The organism is Robertmurraya sp. FSL R5-0851 (genome assembly GCF_038002965.1).
In the GTDB taxonomy this organism is placed as follows: domain Bacteria; phylum Bacillota; class Bacilli; order Bacillales; family Cytobacillaceae; genus Robertmurraya_A; species Robertmurraya_A beringensis.
Genome location: NZ_JBBOOE010000001.1, coordinates 3,077,710 through 3,096,262, shown reverse-complemented (window position 1 = coordinate 3,096,262; position 18,553 = coordinate 3,077,710). Strand labels below are relative to the sequence as shown.

Genomic DNA, 18,553 nt, shown 5'->3' with positions numbered 1-18,553 from the left:
GTAAGATGAACGTGTTAAACATAAATAATTCAGCTTCTTTTTTAAAAGGTAAATACAAAAAAACACCAAAAATTGGACTGATCCTTGGTTCGGGGCTGGGTGTGCTTGCGGATGAGATTGTTGAGCCAACAAAAATTCCATACAATGAAATTCCAGATTTCCCCGTTTCAACAGTAGAAGGACATGCTGGACAGCTTGTATTCGGGACGTTAGAAGGTGTTGAGGTCGTCGCCATGCAAGGGAGATTTCATTACTACGAGGGTTATAGCTTTGATAAAGTAACATTTCCTGTTCGTGTAATGAAAGAACTTGGTGTAGAGCTACTAATTGTCACAAATGCAGCGGGCGGTGTTAATGAGTCCTTTAATCCAGGTGATTTAATGTTAATTACCGATCATATCAATAATATGGGATCGAATCCGTTAATCGGACCAAATGATTCAAGATTAGGGGTACGCTTCCCTGATATGTCTGAGGCCTATTCAAGAGATTTACGTGAGAAAGCAAAGCAGGTAGCGAATGGATTAGGTCTTACACTTCAAGAGGGAGTGTACGTTGGAAACACGGGACCTACATATGAGACACCAGCTGAAGTTCGTATGTTACGTGTGATGGGTGGCGACGCAGTGGGAATGTCAACTGTTCCGGAGGTTATTGTAGCAAGACATGCCAACTTAAAGGTTCTAGGCATCTCTTGTATTTCCAATATGGCAGCAGGAATATTAGACCAGCCATTAAATCACGAAGAAGTAATAGAAACAACTGAAAAAGTAAAGCATGACTTTTTAAGATTAGTTAAAGCAGTGGTTAAGGAAATAGGAGCATAAAAGAAAACAATATTCCTTATGAAGCGGTGAGAAAAATGAGAATGGTTGATATTATTGAGAAAAAACGTGATGGCAAAGAATTAACAACAGAAGAAATTCAATTTTGTATAAAAGGCTACACCGATGGAAGCATTCCTGATTATCAAATGAGTGCTCTTACAATGGCAATCGTGTTTCAAGGGATGTCAGAGGCCGAAAGAGCAACTCTAACGATGGCTATGGTTGAGTCAGGGGATCAAATCGATCTATCTGCGATACATGGAATCAAGGTGGATAAACACTCGACAGGAGGAGTGGGAGATACAACCACTCTCGTATTAGGACCATTGGTCGCTTCTGTAGGCGTTCCTGTTGCCAAAATGTCCGGAAGAGGGCTCGGACATACAGGTGGAACCATTGATAAGCTTGAATCTGTTGAAGGTTTTCATGTGGAATTAGAAAATGAAGAGTTTGTCCGTCTAGTGAACCAAAATAAACTAGCGGTTATTGGTCAAAGTGGGAACTTAACACCAGCTGATAAAAAGCTTTATGCCTTAAGAGATGTAACAGGTACAGTAGAAAGTATTCCATTAATCGCTAGCTCCATAATGAGTAAAAAAATTGCAGCGGGCGCCGATGCGATTGTGTTAGATGTAAAAACTGGTGCTGGAGCGTTTATGAAAACGCTTGAGGATTCTCGTGAACTTGCAAAAGCAATGGTACGAATCGGTAACAATGTTGGCCGGAGAACGATGGCTGTCATCTCTGACATGAGTCAGCCTTTAGGGTTTGCTATTGGAAATGCTTTAGAAGTAAAGGAAGCCATTGATACGTTAAAAGGGGAAGGACCAGAGGACTTAACAGAACTTTGTTTAACCCTTGGTAGCCACATGGTCTTGTTAGCAGAAAAAGCTACAAATGTAGAAGAGGCACGTCAAATGCTAAAGAATGCTATAAAGGATGGTTCAGCTCTTGAAACATTGAAAGTCTTCCTTCGATCTCAAGGAGGAGATGATTCTGTTGTTGACGATCCAGCAAGACTCCCTCAAGCAAGCTTTAAGATAGAAGTAGAAGCGAAGGAAGAAGGCTATTTAGCAGAAATTATTGCAGATGAAATGGGAACAGCAGCCATGCTTTTAGGAGCTGGTAGAGCGACGAAGGAATCAGAGATTGATTTAGCCGTTGGACTTTTATTGAAAAAGAAAATTGGAGATCAAGTTCAAGTAGGAGAATCCATTGTCACCATTTATAGTAATTTTGAGGATGTTCAAGAAGTAAAAGAAAAGATTTATAACAGCATTACAATCACGAAAGAAAAAGTCTCTGCTCCAATACTCGTTCATGAAGAAATAACGGAATAGTAAGTGTAAAACCTTCCCAATATTAGGAAGGTTTTTTATTTTTTTCTTTGATTGGTTCTTTTTGTATATTTTCTCATTTCTTGGTGAAAAATGGATGTATAAAGAATGGAGGGCTATGTGCTATGAAGAAGATTCTATCATTATTAATGGCTTTTACTTTTTTAACATCTATTGCAACCCCAACTTTTGCTGAAGAGAAAACAACGGGTGTTGAGCTTGTTGATAATGCAAAGTCAGCCGTATTAATTGAAAGAGATACAGGAACAATTCTTTATAACAAAAACAGTGATGAAATGCTTCCACCTGCAAGTATGACAAAAATCATGACGATGCTGTTAATTATGGAGGCTATCGACCTAGGGAAAATAAAATGGGACGAAAAAATTCGAACAAGTGAATATGCAGCCTCGATGGGAGGTTCTCAAATTTTCCTAGAGCCTGGCGAAGAAATGACGACTGAAGAAATGCTCAAAGGGATAGCGATCGGTTCTGCAAATGACGCTTCCGTTGCGATGGCGGAAAGAATTGCAGGTTCAGAAGAAGCTTTTGTCGAGATGATGAATACAAAGGTAAAAGATCTAGGCTTGAAAAATACGGTCTTTAAAAATGTTACCGGTTTACCGGAGGATGGACATTATAGTACAGCTCATGACATGGCAGTAATGGCAAAAGAGCTATTAAAATATGAAGGAATAACAAAGTTTACAGGTACATACGAAGCCTACCTACGTGAACAAAGCGATAAAAAGTTTTGGCTTGTTAATACAAATCGTCTTGTTCGTTTTTATCCTGGAGTAGATGGGTTAAAAACCGGATTTACGAATGAGGCAAAATACTGCTTAACGGCAACCGCTGAGAAAGATGGAATGCGTGTGATTGCAGTTGTTTTTGGTGCTCCAACCTCTAAAGAACGAAATGCTCAAATTTCAAAGATGCTGGACTATGCTTTTGCACAGTATCAAACTCATCCAATGTATGAAAGAAGTTTTTCAGTAGGTGAAGTAAAGGTGAGTAAGGGAAGTGAGAGCAAGGTCGAGGCTCTTACGAGTGAACCGATTTCCCTGTTAACGAAAAAAGGTGAAAAAGTAGATGATGTTAAGAAGGAAATCACTTATGAAAAAGATGTAAAAGCACCAATTGAAAAAGGGCAAACCATTGGTACATTAAAGCTCGTGAGAAATGGAGAAACGCTTGTTTCAAGTCCACTAGTAGCTAAAGAATCTATTAACGAAGCAAATTGGTGGACGCTTTATAAACGAGCGTTTGGAATGTTCACTAAAACGACCAAATAAATATGTCGAATGTTTTTTTATTCATACTTTTTTTAGCGAAAGAACACTAGTTTTGTCTGTAAGAAGGAAATCATCAACCCAATATCGAAAAAGACTCCTTATACCACATAAGGAGGCTATGGATAGTGAGTCTACACATTGATATGGAAACAAAGAACGATGTCCTATTGTTACGACTTAGCGGCGAATTGGACCACCATTCTGCAGATGTACTTCGTGCAGAAGCAACCAAAGCCATTGAAACAAATGATATACGTCATATTATTCTTAACCTAGAGCAGTTAGATTTTATGGATAGTTCAGGTTTAGGTGTGATTCTTGGGAGATACAAGCAAATTAAGCAGCAGCATGGTGAAATGGTTGTTTGTGCAATTTCGCCTCCTATTCAAAGACTTTTTGATATGTCAGGCTTATTTAAAATTATCCGTTTGGAGCCGACAGAAGAATTTGCTCTTCGAGTATTGGGGGTAGCGTAAACAATGAAAAATGAAATGCAGCTTCAATTTACAGCTTTAAGTCAAAATGAATCTTTCGCACGTGTCACGGTAGCAGCCTTTGTGGCACAGCTAGACCCAAATATGGATGAATTGACGGAAATTAAAACTGTCGTTTCTGAGGCAGTGACAAATGCCATTATTCACGGGTACAACAACGATCCTTCAGGTACGGTCTTTATCTCAGTAAAGATTGAGGATAGTTTTATTGAGTTAGAGATAAAAGACGAGGGCTCTGGAATTTTGGATATTGAGGAAGCAAGACAGCCTTTATTTACAACCAAGCCAGAGTTAGAAAGATCAGGAATGGGCTTTACGATTATGGAAAATTTTATGGATGAAATCGACGTTCATTCAGAGCTAGGAATAGGTACCACAATTCGATTAAGAAAGCATTTAGCAAAGAGCCAAATGCTATGCAATTAAGGGAGTATTGCTTATGGATGTGGAGGTAAAGACTGATAGCAAACAAACGTATTTAAAGGATCATGAAGTGAAGGATCTAATCAAGAGAAGTCAAGATGGAGATCAAGAAGCTCGAGATACAATTGTGCAAAAAAATATGCGTCTTGTTTGGTCAGTTGTTCAACGCTTTCTCAATCGAGGCTATGAACCAGATGACTTATTCCAAATTGGATGCATAGGCTTATTGAAATCTGTCGATAAATTTGATTTATCTTATGATGTGAAATTTTCAACCTACGCAGTACCAATGATCATTGGAGAAATCCAACGCTTCATCCGAGATGACGGATCTGTCAAAGTGAGCCGTTCCTTAAAAGAAATGGGCAATAAAATAAGAAGAGCAAAGGACGAATTGTCCAAAAACCTAGGAAGAATACCAACTGTTTCCGAAATAGCAGAACATTTGAATCTGACCCCAGAAGATATCATTTTAGCTCAAGAAGCAAGTCGGCAACCATCTTCTATCCATGAAACTGTGTATGAAAATGATGGTGATCCTATCACCTTACTTGATCAAATTGATGATGGGAATGAAGGAAAATGGTTTGATAAAATTGCATTAAAAGAAGCAATTCGAGAGCTGGATGAACGCGAGAGACTGATTGTATATTTGCGTTATTATAAGGACCAAACGCAATCAGAGGTAGCAGAACGGCTAGGAATATCGCAAGTTCAAGTATCAAGACTGGAAAAAAAGATATTACAACAAATGAAAGATCGAATGGATTTATAATCCGTTCGATCTTTTTTTATTGGTTATTTGATCCAGCCTAACCACTTATTGGTGAACATGAAGGGAAACAATCCAAAGCATACTATTTATACGAGGAAATCACTGTGTGGGAGTGAACGTTGTGGAAAATACGATTTACATCCGAATGCGACATCGCCTCCAAGTTCGACCTCATGATTCCATAAAACTTCAGGATGTTGCGCAAATAATCGCTGAAGATTCACTATTAGAAAAGGTAAAGGAATGTATTGTTTATACTGTGTCAGAGAAAGACCAAAATATTATTATTTTGGATGTGATGAAAGTAATACCAATCTTAACAAATGTGGTTGAGCAAATAAATATTGAGATTATTGGTCAAACACAAACGATTGTTGAAGTGGTATATAAAAAAATCGGGGTATCTATTCCTCTTTTTATTCTTATTTGGCTTCTATTGTTTTTTGGTGCAGCACTCGCCATTATGAATTTCCATGAAGATGTTAGTATGCAAGCGGTCCATCAGCGGATTTATAAAATTATTACGGGTAAGGAAAATATAAAACCACTTATATTTCAGATCCCTTATTCAATTGGACTAGGGTTAGGTATGATCTTATTTTTTAACCATGTATTTAAAAAACGTTTAAATGAAGAACCTAGTCCGCTTGAAGTGGAAATGTTCAACTATCAGCAAGACCTGGACCGCTATGTAATCATTAATGAAAATGAAGAAAGTATGAAACGAAATCATCATGATCATTAATATCGTATTCATCATTTTTATCGGTCTTGCGGGAGGAATTGCAGTTGGTTCGGGATTTGTCGCTTTCCTAACCGTTTTAGGAGTTATTCCAAGACTTACACAATTATCTAAAACCATGAAGATGATTCACTGGTACGAAGGGTCTGTTGTTTTCGGTGCAGTTGCTGGGACAATTGCCTCTTTAAGAGATCCTGCTCTTTTTTTACCTTCTATAATACTCATTCCTTTAGGACTTGCTGGAGGAGTATTTGTTGGTTTACTTGCAGCAGCCTTAACAGAAGTTTTAAATGTTTTTCCTATCCTAGCAAAAAGAGTAAGAATTGAAGACAAAATCATGATCTTGATGATGGCCTTTGTGTTTGGTAAGATATTCGGTTCCCTGTTTCATTGGATGTACTTCGTAAATGAGTAAAAAAGTAAAGAAAGGAACATTTCCTATGGATAGACGGCGCCGCGTAATTCTTGTAACAGATGGAGATGAATACGCAAGAAAAGCAGTCGAACATGTTGCGAAGGAAATTGGTGGAAGATGTATCTCTATGTCGTATGGAAACCCGACGACGAAATCAGGGGAGGAAATGGTCAAGCTCATAAAAAAGGCACCCAATGATCCGGTTCTTGTCATGTTTGATGATAGTGGATACGTAGGAGAAGGTGCAGGAGAACAGGCAATGAGGTATGTAGCAACACATAAAGATATAGAAGTTCTTGGTGTATTAGCGGTAGCAGCAAAAACAAGGAAAGCCGAATGGACTAAAATTGATGTTTGTGTGGACCGTTACGGTGAACTCACTCCTTATGGGGTAGATAAATTTGGAGAACCTGATTTAGAACTTGGAAGAATGAATGGAGACACCGTCTATTGTGTAGATGAGCTTCATGCACCTGTAGTAGTTGGTATAGGCGACATAGGTAAAATGGCTAGAAATGACGATGTTAAAATAGGAGCCCCCATCACACACAAAGCGGTACAAATCATCCTAGAAAGGAGTGGGTTCTATGACTAAGAAACCAATCAATCCTCTACCAATACCTTCTCTTGACGAACTTGAAAATTATATGAAGGAACATGTTGGTTTAGAGGAAACGTTTGATATTGGAGTCAGAAAGTTTAAGGTGTTGAAAAAGGATGTACATGTGTATTATTTAAATGGTCTCGTGGACACAAACGTTGTTATTCAAAACACGGAGGAAATCGTAAGAATCAATGACCATGAGAAAACCACTTCCGATTATTTAGCCTTAATAGAAAATCGATTAGTTCATCAATCTGTTTCTAAAATTAAGACAATAGGTGAAATCGTCGACCAAGTTCTAACAGGAACACTTGTCATAGTTATCGAAGGATATTCAGAAGCTTTAGTAATAGATGTTAGAGCATATCCAGGTAGAACACCTCAAGAACCTGATACTGAAAAGGTAATAAGGGGCTCTCGTGACGGCTTTGTAGAGAATTTCATCGTGAATACTGCGTTAACAAGAAGAAGAATAAAAGATGGAAGATTACGATTCGAAAAGTTAACGGTTGGTGAGAGATCAAAGACAGACATTGTAATTGGTTACCTAAAGGATGTTGCCAATCCTGATCTTGTGAATATTATAAGAAAAGAACTCGAAGCTATTGAGATTGATGGATTAACAATGGCAGATAAAGCTGTAGAAGAATTCCTCGTGAAACAAGGCTATAACCCGTATCCTTTGGTAAGGTATACGGAGAGAGCCGATATTGCAGCAACACATATTTTAGAAGGACATGTCTTAATTTATGTGGATACATCACCAAGTGTTATTATCACGCCTACTACATATTTTCATCATTTACATCATGCCGAAGAGTATCGTGAATCAGCACTTGTTGGTACAGTCGTACGTTGGACGCGCTTGCTTGGTGTATTAGCATCCTTGTTCGTACTTCCTTTATGGTTTTTATTTGTTTTAGAGCCTGAATTATTACCCAAGGCTCTTAAATTTATTGGTCCTAACAAAACCACAAATATTCCAACAGTCGTTCAATTGTTTTTGGCCGATTTCGGTATCTTGTTTTTACGACTGGCTGCTATTCATACCCCAACTCCGTTGGCAACTTCAATGGGCTTAGTGGCCGCCGTGCTCATTGGTGAAATTGCCATTAATGTGGGCTTATTTGTCCCAGAAGTGATATTGTACGTAGCGGTATCGGCAGTTGGAACTTTTACCACTCCAAGTTATGAACTTGGAATTGCAAATAACCTTATGAAGCTTTTCTTGTTAATTGTTGTAGCGATATTTAAACTACCAGGTTTTGTAATAGGAGTAACAGCCTATATTCTATATTTAACTAGTATTCGATCCTTGAACAGTCCCTATATGTGGCCGTTCATGCCGTTCCATCCTAAAGCCTTTCTTGAAGTACTTTTCCGTAGATCGGTTCCGGGGACAAAACTTAGACCAAGCATTGTGCAGCCTAGAGATCGTTACAGACAAAAAACAAAAGGGAGTTAAATGGGAATATTGCGAATTTACTATATCTATGGTAAAGTAATGTTTAATTTCAAACTGGTTTAATTAACAAATAGACAGCCTGGCTGTCTATTTGTGTATCCATAGAAGTGAGGGGAAGAAATGTTTTTTCATGGTTCATCAAAGATAAATGAAAGAGGCCACTTAGAAATTGGTGGAGTCGATACGACAGACCTTGTAAAAGAGTTCGGAACACCATTGTATGTTTATGATGTATCATTAATTCGTGAGCGGGCGAGAGGTTTTAAACAAACCTTTGACCAACTGGGTATTAAAGCTCAAGTTGCTTACGCTAGCAAAGCATTTTCCACGATTGCAATGATTCAACTTGCTGAAGAAGAGGGGCTTTCTTTGGACGTTGTTTCTGGGGGAGAGCTTTATACGGCAATAGCTGCTGAATTCCCAGTGGAGCGAATTCATTTTCATGGAAACAACAAAAGTCGTGAAGAACTTGAAATGGCATTAAACTATCAAATCGGCTGTATTGTTGTTGATAACTTTTATGAACTAGAATTATTAGATACGATCTGTGCGGAGAGAAATCAATCCGTCTCTATTTTGCTTCGAGTCACACCAGGGATTGAAGCACATACACATGACTATATTCTTACGGGCCAAGAAGACTCGAAATTTGGTTTTGATCTGCAAAATGGACAAGCGGCAGAGGCACTACAAAAGGCTATGAATTCAGAGTCCTTAGACCTGCTTGGTGTACACTGTCATATCGGTTCACAAATATTTGAAACAACTGGATTTTTGTTAGCAGCTAGAAAAATATTTTCTAAGCTTCATGAGTGGAAAGAAACGTATTCTTTTGAATCAAAGGTATTAAATTTAGGTGGCGGATTCGGCATTCGTTATACGAGTGAAGACGAGCCCATTCCTGCCTCCCAATACGTAAAAGAAATTATCGAAGAAGTAAAGAAACAGGCCTCGGCGTTCTCTATGTCTATGCCAGAAATTTGGATTGAACCAGGTCGTTCCCTTGTAGGTGATGCGGGGACTACTCTTTATAAAATTGGTTCAAAAAAGGATGTTCCCAATGTTCGTAAATATATAGCCGTAGATGGTGGGATGAGTGATAATATTCGTCCAGCATTGTATGAAGCAAAATATGAAGCGATCCTTGCGAACAAACCACTTCAGCCAATCGAAGAGACGGTTTCTATTGCAGGAAAATGCTGTGAATCAGGAGATATGCTTATTTGGGATTTACCGTTACAGAAGACGGACAGTGACGATATTCTAGCCGTTTTCTGTACCGGTGCTTACGGTTATTCGATGGCAAACAACTACAATCGTATTCCAAGGCCACCAGTGGTCTTTGTTGAAAATGGGAAAGCGGTATTAGTGGTTCGTCGGGAGACGTTTGAAGACATTGTTAAACAAGATTTGCCATTTGTTCAGCGAGTAAAAAGCTAATCTAGAGAGCTGTCGCGATTGTGACAGCTTTTTACATTACATAGATCTTTTGGAGGTATTTGTGAAAAAGAATAATGCGCTTTTATTTATTTTCATTTTACTTATTTCGCTCATATGGGGCGCGTATTATTGGTTATTCTTATCACCAGGGCTGTAAAGAAAAAAGCTTATATTATGATACAAAAGTTGTTGAATCTGAAAATACATTGAAGAAATGTAGAGAATCTTGTATGATAATATCGTATTGAGGAATATACATTGAAACAAAAAGAAATAATTGACATATAATACAAATGTATTTAAAGGAAATTTAACTCCTTAAAAGCTCAGGATATTGAGGGATCACTTATGTTAATTCGCTACAAAAAAGCTTTTGAAAAAATTGCGATGGGCTTGCTGTCATTTATGCCTAACGAAAAAGACCTGAAAAAGCTACAGCAAACAATGAAACAGTATGACCAATCCGAGGACTGGCAATTGTTTCTTTGGAAAGAAGAAGATATTATTGGTTTAGTTGGGGTAACGAAAGTGTCAGAGGACATGCTAGAAATTCAACATATTTCAGTGAATCCTTCGCATCGGCATCAAGGAATTGGAAAAACGATGATAAAGGCATTAAAAGAGTTTTTCCCTGGAAAAGAGATACGAGCGAATGAAGAAACATCAGCTTTCTTTGAAAAATGCGACTCTCTTTTATCATAAATAGAAAAAGGAAACAGTGATTTAGTCACTGCTTCCTTTTTTTTGTTTTAATGCGTGTAATCTGTTCTGGATAACCTCTGAACGATCTCTCATCGAGTGTCGATGAATAATTTCACTTTTTGTTAGATTGCTATCCACACCCCATATGAGACCAGCTTTTTCGGCTTGACGTTTGCACGCACTTAATAAGGAGGCATCATTTATAGGGAGATTCATGCTTTTGTATGGAAGTGTATGCTCAATCTCTTCTTTTTTTCTTAAGATGGCTCCAATTAATTTATCCTCATCAATACCATATTCTTTGATGGACTGTTTATGGATGGTTAGTAACCATAATGCTTTTTGTATCGTACGCAAAGCTCCAGCGAAATTTCCACGACGGTGATGATATTGACTGACAGCCAGCTGAATCCAGCCAACTAAAATGGATTCCTTATTACCCGCATCTACATTCTTCCAGTGTTCCTCAAGAATTTCGTGACATTCAAAATAATCTCTGTCACTATGAAAATGCACTAAGTAATCAATGAAATCTGTTGTAAACATAGATACGCTCCTTTCTTACTTAATTTTACCATGATTTCTATCTATACGCTTTTTACGTTGTTTCATACATGAAGAAATAGGCACAAACTTTCAGAAAGAATCTTGGATTAACGCAATCTTTCCTCTATACTAAGTATAGTTATTTTAAGAAATTAAGAAAGAAATTTTGGTGGGAATATGCACTATAATGTGAAGATCGATGCATTTGAGGGACCGTTAGATTTATTACTACACCTCATTAATCGACTAGAAATTGATATTTATGATATACCGGTAGCACAAATTACAGAGCAATATTTACTATATATCCACACTATGAAGGAGCTACAGCTAGATGTAGCAAGTGAATATTTGGTCATGGCAGCCACTTTGCTAGCCATTAAAAGTAAGATGTTACTTCCAAAACATGAAGAAGAGCTTGAAGATGATATGGAATTTGGTTACGAAGAAGACCCGAGAGAAGAATTAATTGAAAAACTAATGGAATATAAAAAATATAAAGAAGCAGCTGACGATTTAAAGGCTTTAGAGCAGGAAAGAGGGCTAATGTTCACGAAGCCCCCTAGCGATCTTTCGGATTATTCGAAAGAGGAGGAAGTAGATAGACGACATCTAGACGTGTCGTTGTACGATATGCTGGGTGCTTTTCAGAAGCTGTTGAGAAGAAAAAGGCTACAAAAGCCGTTGTCTACAAAGATTGCAAGACAAGAAATTCCTATAGAAAAACGAATGGATGAAATCATGGGGAAGCTACGAAAGGTGAAAGGAAGAATTAGCTTTTATGATTTATTCCCCATCCAGGAGAAGGATCATATTGTCGTAACTTTTCTTTCCATTCTAGAGCTAATGAAAAGGAAAGAAATATTTGTAGAGCAAGAAAGCAATTTCTCTGAGATTTTTGTCATTGCGAAGGGAGTATAACATTGTCATTGGATATTATTAATTGGAATGGAATTGTGGAAAGTCTTCTGTTTGCAGCAGGGGATGAGGGCTTAACCATTAAGCAAATTGCAACGGTTCTTGAAATCGAAGAGGTCGAAGCAGAGCGAATTGTTAGGGAGTTAATGAACGAGCTTTCAAAAAATGAAAACCGAGGAATAGCCGTCGTTCAACTGGCTGGTACCTATCAGCTCGCAACAAAGAAAGAGAATTCTATTTACTTAAAGAAGCTGGTTGAATCACCAAATACATCAACACTCTCACAGGCTGCGTTAGAGACGCTAGCTATTATCGCTTATAAACAGCCGATCACTCGAGCAGAAATAGAAGAAATTAGAGGGGTAAAGACCGAGCGGCCATTACAAACATTGGTTGGAAAAGTGTTGGTAAAAGAAGTTGGGCGAGCGGAAGGAACTGGCAGGGCCATCCTTTATGGTACCACAAAAGAATTCTTAGATTATTTTGGTCTCAGGAGTTTAGAGGAACTGCCTCCATTGCCGGAGAAAGTGGATGATGAGTTTGTTCAAGAAGAAGCAGACTTGTTTTTTGAAAAGTTTCAAGAAAATCTGGAATCATAAGTTTTCTTACGCATATATTCATTATTTGTGATAAAATATAATTAATTTTCAGGGAAATGCTTCTATTTAGGGGCATTTTTAACACAATTTGCACCTGCCTCATCCGGAGGTAAGAAAGGGATGTATGAACGTGTTAATTAAAAGCTGTGTAGGGTATGAGCTGGAAAAAGAAAAATCTAACACTTCGGAGGATTTTTTCAACCGAAGCGAAGTAACTTTTATAGAAGAGAATACGGAGAAAACGCTAGCTGTTCTTTATGTTCGATTTTTTGAGGAGAAGTTGAATGAGTTCACTCCATTTTCAGCCAATCCAATCTTTCAAGAGGCTGGGCTAGAAGTTCATTTAATGGATATAGTTGCTCTAGTATTATTAATTAAAAATCCAGGTTTTAGACATCGAAAAAGAGTGTATATCAATAACCAGAATGAATTTGCTGCTTATTTTCAAGACATTGATTTTGAAAAGATTATTAAAGTTGTTAAAAAGGTAAAAAGTAATCAGGCTTGCCAGCTTGACTCTCTGTTGGAATTTACGGTGCAAGCATAAAATTAGTTATCCAATAAACCAAACATTCAGAGTTATTACAAAGGGCAGGGGTGTAGACAGTGGGTAATTCAATGGTGAAAGTTCAAATAATGGACGTAAAGTCTTTTTTAACAAATACAGTATCTGGATTAGAGTCTTTCTTAAACAGTACAACAATTGATGGATTATTGTCAGAAAAACAAGGTGACAAAGAATACTATAAACGAATCTTAGGTAATTTAAGAAAGCTGCTTGTATATTGTGAAGAGGGATTGGATGCTTGTTCTGTGATTTTACAGTCAGAATCTTTTCCAAAAGGAGCAGCAGAAAAGACGCTTTATGGTATTTATCATAAATGTATTGAAGAATTTTTTTCACCAAAAAATGATGTATGGTATGAAGATAGCCGATCCGCTTATACGGGTAAAAACTCAATAAAATTTCAAGAGGACGTTCCTGAAAGTGTTCTTCAACTGCTAAAAGGTTTTGAAGGAGATTTCCAGAAGATCCGTGAAGAGCTGGAGTACTACGAAACAGATTATCGAACAAAAATGGCACAATCGAAATAACGACCAATCGGTCGTTATTTTTTTGTGCTTTTATTCTTTATGGTGTCAACCAGGCCTCTCCCTCATATGCTTTAAGGTAAACCCATTTGTTCTGAGGTGATGATAATGAATCGATTTGAACAGTATGTTAAGGAAGTTATAAGCTACAACGAAGAGCTTAAACGTTTCTTAGAGCAGGAACATGTCCCAGAAGAAGATGGATTATGGAGTAAGTTGGATCATTTTAGTGAGATTATGAATCATATTTCAAGGAGTGGAGACTTAACTCAGGAAGAATTTACGACTGTCCAAGAAAAGGTAGAAGAATTACATGACGAAATGGAGGCATATTTTTCAAAGAGGCAACAGATAGGGTCCATTTATATACAGGAGCCTGCTGTAAAAGCAGGGGAGCATGTTTTGCCCAAACTACCTTACAGTTATGATGCATTAGAACCTTATATTTCTGAGAAAATTATGGAATTACATCATAGTAAGCATCATCAATCCTATGTTGATGGATTGAATAATGCGGAGATCAAACTTAAGGAAGCACGAGAAAAGGGTGATTATTCGTTAGTAAAACATTGGTCAAGAGAGCTGGCTTTCCATGGATCAGGACATTACTTACACTCTCTCTTTTGGGAAACGATGAAGCCGAATGGTGGGGGGCAGCCGACAGGAAAACTGCTTGAGGAGATCAACAAATATTTTGGCCATTTTAATGCTTTTAAAAAGCATTTTACTGAAGCTGCAAAAGCAGTAGAAGGAAGCGGATGGGCTATTTTAGTTTGGTCACCAAGATCACGTCATCTAGAAATTCTTCAATCAGAAAAACATATGAATTTGACGCAATGGGATACGATTCCACTTTTGCCGTTAGATGTATGGGAACATGCCTATTATTTACAATATAACAATAATCGCGCGGATTACGTCTCTAATTGGTGGAACGTAGTGAATTGGAGAAAAGTCGAGGAAAGACTTTCACAAGCATCACAAATAAAATGGAAACTATTGTAAACGGAAGAGTCCACCGCTTTGCTTGTGGACTCTTTTTGGCATATTCATTTTTATCAAGCATAAACTTGTACAAACATAATTAGGAGACGAGGGTTGAAGAATGGCTAGAAGTAAAAAGGTATTTGTGTTAATAATAATCACCTTTTTGATTCTTTTTCATATTCCAGTGAGTGCTAACACCAATATCAATGTTAGCTCACAATATGCAGTTTTGATTGAACAAAGCTCAGGAAGAGTATTATTTGAAAAAGGTGCACATGAAAAAAGGCGAATCGCAAGTATCACTAAGATTATGACGGCTGTCCTTGCCATCGAGTCAGGAAAACTAAATGAGATGGTAAAAGTCAGTAAAAATGCGACTAGAGCAGAAGGATCTTCCTTATATCTAAAGGAAAACGAAGAAATCAAGCTAGAAGATTTAGTGTACGGCTTAATGCTTCGTTCTGGCAATGACGCGGCGGTTGCGATTGCTGAGTATATCGGAGGCAGTGTAGAGGGGTTTGCGTTCTTAATGAATCAAAAGGCAGATGAGATCGGAATGTTACATTCTCATTTTACCAATCCACATGGCTTAGATGATTCAAATAATCATTATTCCACAGCATATGACATGGCTGTATTAACAAGATATGCAATGATGAACGATACTTATAAGTTGATTGCAGGAACAGAAGTACACAGAGCCCCAAACCCTACAGAAAGCTGGGACAGGATATGGCGGAACAAAAATCGATTGCTAACAGAGTTATATGAATATAGTACAGGTGGGAAAACGGGCTTTACAAAGCTAGCAAAACGAACATTAGTATCCACTGCTACGAAAGATGGAATGGACTTAATTGCGGTCACATTGAACGGACCAGACGATTGGAATGATCATATTAATATGTTCGAAACCGCTTTTAAGACGTATGAAATGGTACAAGTTGTTGAACAAGGCTTCATCTCTGGAATTGAATCTGACAAGTATAAGAATAAGGCTTTGGTCAAACACGACTTTATGTACCCCATATTAGAAACAGAAAAAGATAAATTTGAGGTTGAGTACAAATTAAAACAATTAAAGGGAGAAAGAAATATTCCTGAAGTAATAGGGGAAGTAATCATTACCTTTGATGATAAGCCAATCAAAACGCTGCCAATTTATTATAACAATGAAAAAGATGAAACGAGTTTTTTCGAGTCTTTTAAGAAAGTATTTACTACAATGATAGGCGTGAAAGCGAATGGTTAATATTATATGGGTTTGTTTAACCGTAATTGGAATTGTATTTGCAATGGTTAATGGAACAATGTCTGAGGTAAACGAGGCTATATTTAGTGGAGCCAAGGAAGCAGTTACACTTTGTATTGGTCTCATTAGTATTCTTGTGTTCTGGCTTGGCATGATGAGGATAGCGGAAGATGCGGGGTTGTTAAATAAATTATCAAATTTATTTAGACCGATAGTGACGAGATTATTCCCAGAAATCCCTCATAATCATCCAGCAATGGGATATATCCTTTCAAATATGATGGCAAATATGTTTGGACTAGGAAATGCGGCTACTCCTCTTGGGATAAAAGCAATGGAGGAAATGAAAAAAATTAATGGTGGTAAAAATGAAGCCAGCCGCTCCATGATTACATTTCTGGCCATTAATACTTCAAGTATCACGCTCATTCCAACGACGGTAATCGCGATTCGGATGAATTATAATTCAGCCTCCCCTACGGATATAGTTGGTCCAACCTTGATTGCAACTATCTGTTCCTCCATAGGTGCAATCCTCATCGATCGTTTTTATTACTACCGAAGAAGCCGTAAAGGATGATGTAGAAAATGGGTATTGTTACAGCTATTTCATTATGGTTTATCCCCGTATTGATTGCTGTTATTCTCTTATATGGAACGTATAAACAAGTTCCAACATATGAAAGCTTTGTTGAAGGCGGGAAAGAAGGAATAAAAATAGCCGTCTCAATCATTCCCTTTTTAGTCGGAATGCTTGTGGCTATTTCCGTTTTTCGAGCGTCAGGTGCGTTGGAGTATTTCATGGGTTTTCTAAAACCAGCCCTTGAAGCAATCGGTGTACCTCCGGAAATAGCTCCACTAGCCATTATTCGACCAATCTCCGGAACAGCCGCATTAGGGATGACGAGCGATTTGATGGCACAGCATGGTCCAGATTCGTATATTGGTAGATTAGCAGCTACTTTACAAGGAAGTACGGATACTACTTTCTATGTGTTAACCGTCTATTTTGGTGCTGTAGGAATAAAAAAGATGGGGGATGCCTTAAAAGTCGGGCTTCTAGCTGATTTGGTAGGAATTATCGCTGCCATTGTTGTAGTGACCATTGTATTTGGATATTAATTTATCTAAGATACTCTTCACATTATGTGGAGAGTATCTTTTTTTACAATGGTTAATTCGTAAAGGTTACTTTGAAATCATGAAAATATATGTCATAATGCTAGAGGAGTAAACACTACAGGAAACACAAACAATGAGGTGACATAGATGGAAAGATTACAAAAAGTAATTGCACACGCAGGGATTGCGTCAAGAAGAAAAGCAGAACAATTAATTGAAGAAGGACATGTTCGAGTAAATGGGAAGGTTGTAAAGGAGCTAGGAATAAAGGTTTCTTCCTCAGATAAAGTCGAAGTGGATGGAATTCCTCTTGAAAGGGAAGAACCGATCTACTTTATGCTTTATAAGCCTAGGGGAGTTATCTCAAGTGTAAACGATGATAAAGGAAGAAAAGTAGTAACTGATTTCTTCCCAATGATTGAACAACGAATATATCCAGTTGGAAGGTTAGATTATGATACATCTGGTCTACTAATATTAACAAATGACGGCGAATTTGCTAATACACTTATGCATCCAAGTAATCAAATCGATAAAGTGTATGTGGCAAAGGTAAAGGGGATTCCTACAAAGGAAGCGTTGAAGGCGCTTGAAAGAGGGGTTCGTCTAGAGGATGGAAAAACCGCTCCAGCAAAAGTGAAAATGCATACTGTAGATAAGAAAAAACAAACAGCCATCGTTGAAATTATCATCCATGAAGGAAGAAACAGACAGGTAAGAAGAATGTTTGAAGCTGTAGGTAATCCTGTTCTTAAATTAAAAAGAGAGCGTTATGGTTTTCTGACCCTTCAAGGATTAAAAGTGGGCGATGCTCGTGAGCTTTCCCCTCATGAAGTAAAACAATTACGTGCACTTGCACTAAAAAAATAGAAAAAGTTCATAGAAGTGTCACAGTCTTTTGTTAGCGATAACAATATGAATATGTTGAAAAATGATATAATAAAGCAAATTGTGCCATTTTTGACTGTGATGGGGGAGGAACCATATGAAAAAGCAGAGGCTATTAATTCGAACGGTTATTTTACTGTTTCTTGGCGCTGCCGTTGCCTATACACTGTACGCCAATTTTACTAAGGATGAGGTTCGAAAGGTGGAGGTAGGGAAAAAAGCACCTGACTTTGTTCTAACCGATCTCGATGGGGAAAAACATCAGCTTTCCGATTATGAAGGAGAGGGTGTTCTGTTAAACTTTTGGGCAACATGGTGTAAACCTTGTGAAAAAGAAATGCCGTTTTTAAATAACCAATATCAAGAGTATAAAGATCAAGGGGTACATGTAATTGCAGTAAATGTTGGGGAATCAAATGTTGCTGTTTCTGATTTTTCAAAGCGCTATGATTTGCAATTTCCAATTGTTACAGACAAAGACAGTCAAGTAATGACAGCTTACGGAGTAGACCCCCTTCCCATCACATTTTTAATTGATAAACAAGGAAATGTGGTAGAAATACATACGGGGCAGATCATTGCGGAGGCTGATGTTAAAGAGATGATGGAGAAGATAAAACCATAGGGTAT

The 18,553-nt window shown here is 37.8% G+C and carries 23 protein-coding genes; 22 read left to right on the top strand and 1 reads right to left on the bottom strand.

The genetic code is table 11. The features are described 5' to 3' along the window. The first annotated feature begins 5 nt into the window (after positions 1-5). From MKX65_RS15960 to MKX65_RS15905, 12 genes are all read left to right on the top strand, one after another. On the top strand, positions 6-827 hold the full coding sequence (locus tag MKX65_RS15960) for a purine-nucleoside phosphorylase (RefSeq protein WP_340904532.1): 822 nt from the start codon (positions 6-8) through the stop codon (positions 825-827). 35 nt (positions 828-862) lie between these two features. Next, entirely contained in the window at positions 863-2,167 is a 1,305-nt protein-coding gene (locus MKX65_RS15955) for a pyrimidine-nucleoside phosphorylase (protein ID WP_160546496.1), read from the top strand. 122 nt (positions 2,168-2,289) lie between these two features. Beyond that, positions 2,290-3,459 (top strand): D-alanyl-D-alanine carboxypeptidase family protein, encoded by a 1,170-nt coding sequence (locus MKX65_RS15950; protein ID WP_160546495.1) that lies wholly within the window; start codon positions 2,290-2,292, stop codon positions 3,457-3,459. Between the two features lie 125 nt (positions 3,460-3,584). Next, positions 3,585-3,935: an anti-sigma F factor antagonist gene (spoIIAA, locus tag MKX65_RS15945; protein ID WP_340904530.1), complete on the top strand. Its 351-nt coding sequence runs from the start codon at positions 3,585-3,587 to the stop codon at positions 3,933-3,935. Positions 3,936-3,938: 3 nt separating this feature from the next. Then, a complete protein-coding gene (gene spoIIAB, locus MKX65_RS15940) occupies positions 3,939-4,379 on the top strand; it encodes an anti-sigma F factor (RefSeq protein WP_160546494.1) in 441 nt (146 codons plus the stop codon). Positions 4,380-4,392: 13 nt separating this feature from the next. Beyond that, a complete protein-coding gene (sigF, locus tag MKX65_RS15935) occupies positions 4,393-5,151 on the top strand; it encodes an RNA polymerase sporulation sigma factor SigF (protein ID WP_119709002.1) in 759 nt (252 codons plus the stop codon). Positions 5,152-5,272: 121 nt separating this feature from the next. Further along, positions 5,273-5,896, top strand: coding sequence for a stage V sporulation protein AA (locus MKX65_RS15930; RefSeq protein WP_340904526.1), 624 nt, complete (start codon positions 5,273-5,275; stop codon positions 5,894-5,896). Beyond that, entirely contained in the window at positions 5,886-6,308 is a 423-nt protein-coding gene (locus MKX65_RS15925) for a stage V sporulation protein AB (protein ID WP_160546493.1), read from the top strand. Before MKX65_RS15930 ends, MKX65_RS15925 begins: the two co-directional genes overlap by 11 nt. 25 nt (positions 6,309-6,333) lie before the next feature. Continuing rightward, the gene (locus tag MKX65_RS15920; RefSeq protein WP_160546592.1) at positions 6,334-6,903 is read left to right on the top strand and encodes a stage V sporulation protein AE; all 570 of its coding nucleotides are present in this window, start codon (positions 6,334-6,336) and stop codon (positions 6,901-6,903) included. Beyond that, entirely contained in the window at positions 6,896-8,377 is a 1,482-nt protein-coding gene (locus tag MKX65_RS15915; RefSeq protein WP_160546492.1) for a spore germination protein, read from the top strand. Before MKX65_RS15920 ends, MKX65_RS15915 begins: the two co-directional genes overlap by 8 nt. Positions 8,378-8,497: 120 nt before the next feature. After that, a complete protein-coding gene (lysA, locus tag MKX65_RS15910) occupies positions 8,498-9,817 on the top strand; it encodes a diaminopimelate decarboxylase (protein WP_340904524.1) in 1,320 nt (439 codons plus the stop codon). 348 nt (positions 9,818-10,165) lie between these two features. Next, complete coding sequence (locus tag MKX65_RS15905; protein WP_340904522.1) at positions 10,166-10,519, top strand: GNAT family N-acetyltransferase; 354 nt, start codon at positions 10,166-10,168, stop codon at positions 10,517-10,519. Between the two features lie 21 nt (positions 10,520-10,540). On the opposite strand, the gene MKX65_RS15900 is transcribed toward MKX65_RS15905, so the two are convergent. Beyond that, entirely contained in the window at positions 10,541-11,065 is a 525-nt protein-coding gene (locus MKX65_RS15900; protein ID WP_160546489.1) for a DUF309 domain-containing protein, read from the bottom strand. A gap of 177 nt (positions 11,066-11,242) precedes the next feature. On the opposite strand from MKX65_RS15900, the gene MKX65_RS15895 reads away from it, so the two are divergent. From MKX65_RS15895 to resA, 10 genes are all read left to right on the top strand, one after another. Next, entirely contained in the window at positions 11,243-11,986 is a 744-nt protein-coding gene (locus tag MKX65_RS15895) for a segregation/condensation protein A (RefSeq protein WP_160546488.1), read from the top strand. An 8-nt stretch (positions 11,987-11,994) separates the two neighbouring features. Next, positions 11,995-12,582 carry an SMC-Scp complex subunit ScpB gene (scpB, locus tag MKX65_RS15890; protein WP_160546591.1) on the top strand — a complete coding sequence of 196 codons (588 nt, stop codon included), beginning with the start codon at positions 11,995-11,997 and terminating at the stop codon, positions 12,580-12,582. Positions 12,583-12,706: 124 nt separating this feature from the next. After that, positions 12,707-13,129 carry a hypothetical protein gene (locus MKX65_RS15885; protein WP_160546487.1) on the top strand — a complete coding sequence of 141 codons (423 nt, stop codon included), beginning with the start codon at positions 12,707-12,709 and terminating at the stop codon, positions 13,127-13,129. A gap of 59 nt (positions 13,130-13,188) precedes the next feature. After that, on the top strand, positions 13,189-13,677 hold the full coding sequence (locus MKX65_RS15880) for a YpuI family protein (RefSeq protein ID WP_340904520.1): 489 nt from the start codon (positions 13,189-13,191) through the stop codon (positions 13,675-13,677). A 105-nt stretch (positions 13,678-13,782) separates the two neighbouring features. Continuing rightward, positions 13,783-14,679: a Fe-Mn family superoxide dismutase gene (locus tag MKX65_RS15875; protein ID WP_160546486.1), complete on the top strand. Its 897-nt coding sequence runs from the start codon at positions 13,783-13,785 to the stop codon at positions 14,677-14,679. A 100-nt stretch (positions 14,680-14,779) separates the two neighbouring features. Then, complete coding sequence (locus MKX65_RS15870; RefSeq protein ID WP_340904519.1) at positions 14,780-15,913, top strand: D-alanyl-D-alanine carboxypeptidase family protein; 1,134 nt, start codon at positions 14,780-14,782, stop codon at positions 15,911-15,913. Beyond that, on the top strand, positions 15,906-16,493 hold the full coding sequence (locus tag MKX65_RS15865; RefSeq protein ID WP_160546484.1) for a nucleoside recognition domain-containing protein: 588 nt from the start codon (positions 15,906-15,908) through the stop codon (positions 16,491-16,493). Before MKX65_RS15870 ends, MKX65_RS15865 begins: the two co-directional genes overlap by 8 nt. Before the next feature lie 8 nt (positions 16,494-16,501). Next, complete coding sequence (locus tag MKX65_RS15860; protein ID WP_160546483.1) at positions 16,502-17,035, top strand: nucleoside recognition domain-containing protein; 534 nt, start codon at positions 16,502-16,504, stop codon at positions 17,033-17,035. Positions 17,036-17,182: 147 nt separating this feature from the next. Then, positions 17,183-17,905, top strand: a complete 723-nt coding sequence (gene rluB, locus MKX65_RS15855; RefSeq protein ID WP_160546482.1) for a 23S rRNA pseudouridine(2605) synthase RluB — start codon at positions 17,183-17,185, stop codon at positions 17,903-17,905. A gap of 115 nt (positions 17,906-18,020) precedes the next feature. After that, positions 18,021-18,548, top strand: a complete 528-nt coding sequence (gene resA, locus MKX65_RS15850) for a thiol-disulfide oxidoreductase ResA (protein WP_340904518.1) — start codon at positions 18,021-18,023, stop codon at positions 18,546-18,548. Positions 18,549-18,553: the final 5 nt, after the last annotated feature.

Coding starts and splice junctions, on each gene's coding strand:
- MKX65_RS15960 (WP_340904532.1), top strand. CDS start 6: ATGAACGTGTTAAACATAAATAATTCAGCTTCTTTTTTAAAAGGTAAA.
- MKX65_RS15955 (WP_160546496.1), top strand. CDS start 863: ATGAGAATGGTTGATATTATTGAGAAAAAACGTGATGGCAAAGAATTA.
- MKX65_RS15950 (WP_160546495.1), top strand. CDS start 2,290: ATGAAGAAGATTCTATCATTATTAATGGCTTTTACTTTTTTAACATCT.
- spoIIAB (WP_160546494.1), top strand. CDS start 3,939: ATGAAAAATGAAATGCAGCTTCAATTTACAGCTTTAAGTCAAAATGAA.
- sigF (WP_119709002.1), top strand. CDS start 4,393: ATGGATGTGGAGGTAAAGACTGATAGCAAACAAACGTATTTAAAGGAT.
- MKX65_RS15925 (WP_160546493.1), top strand. CDS start 5,886: ATGATCATTAATATCGTATTCATCATTTTTATCGGTCTTGCGGGAGGA.
- MKX65_RS15920 (WP_160546592.1), top strand. CDS start 6,334: ATGGATAGACGGCGCCGCGTAATTCTTGTAACAGATGGAGATGAATAC.
- MKX65_RS15915 (WP_160546492.1), top strand. CDS start 6,896: ATGACTAAGAAACCAATCAATCCTCTACCAATACCTTCTCTTGACGAA.
- lysA (WP_340904524.1), top strand. CDS start 8,498: ATGTTTTTTCATGGTTCATCAAAGATAAATGAAAGAGGCCACTTAGAA.
- MKX65_RS15905 (WP_340904522.1), top strand. CDS start 10,166: ATGTTAATTCGCTACAAAAAAGCTTTTGAAAAAATTGCGATGGGCTTG.
- MKX65_RS15900 (WP_160546489.1), bottom strand. CDS start 11,065: ATGTTTACAACAGATTTCATTGATTACTTAGTGCATTTTCATAGTGAC.
- MKX65_RS15895 (WP_160546488.1), top strand. CDS start 11,243: ATGCACTATAATGTGAAGATCGATGCATTTGAGGGACCGTTAGATTTA.
- MKX65_RS15885 (WP_160546487.1), top strand. CDS start 12,707: ATGAACGTGTTAATTAAAAGCTGTGTAGGGTATGAGCTGGAAAAAGAA.
- MKX65_RS15875 (WP_160546486.1), top strand. CDS start 13,783: ATGAATCGATTTGAACAGTATGTTAAGGAAGTTATAAGCTACAACGAA.
- MKX65_RS15870 (WP_340904519.1), top strand. CDS start 14,780: ATGGCTAGAAGTAAAAAGGTATTTGTGTTAATAATAATCACCTTTTTG.
- MKX65_RS15865 (WP_160546484.1), top strand. CDS start 15,906: ATGGTTAATATTATATGGGTTTGTTTAACCGTAATTGGAATTGTATTT.
- MKX65_RS15860 (WP_160546483.1), top strand. CDS start 16,502: ATGGGTATTGTTACAGCTATTTCATTATGGTTTATCCCCGTATTGATT.
- rluB (WP_160546482.1), top strand. CDS start 17,183: ATGGAAAGATTACAAAAAGTAATTGCACACGCAGGGATTGCGTCAAGA.
- resA (WP_340904518.1), top strand. CDS start 18,021: ATGAAAAAGCAGAGGCTATTAATTCGAACGGTTATTTTACTGTTTCTT.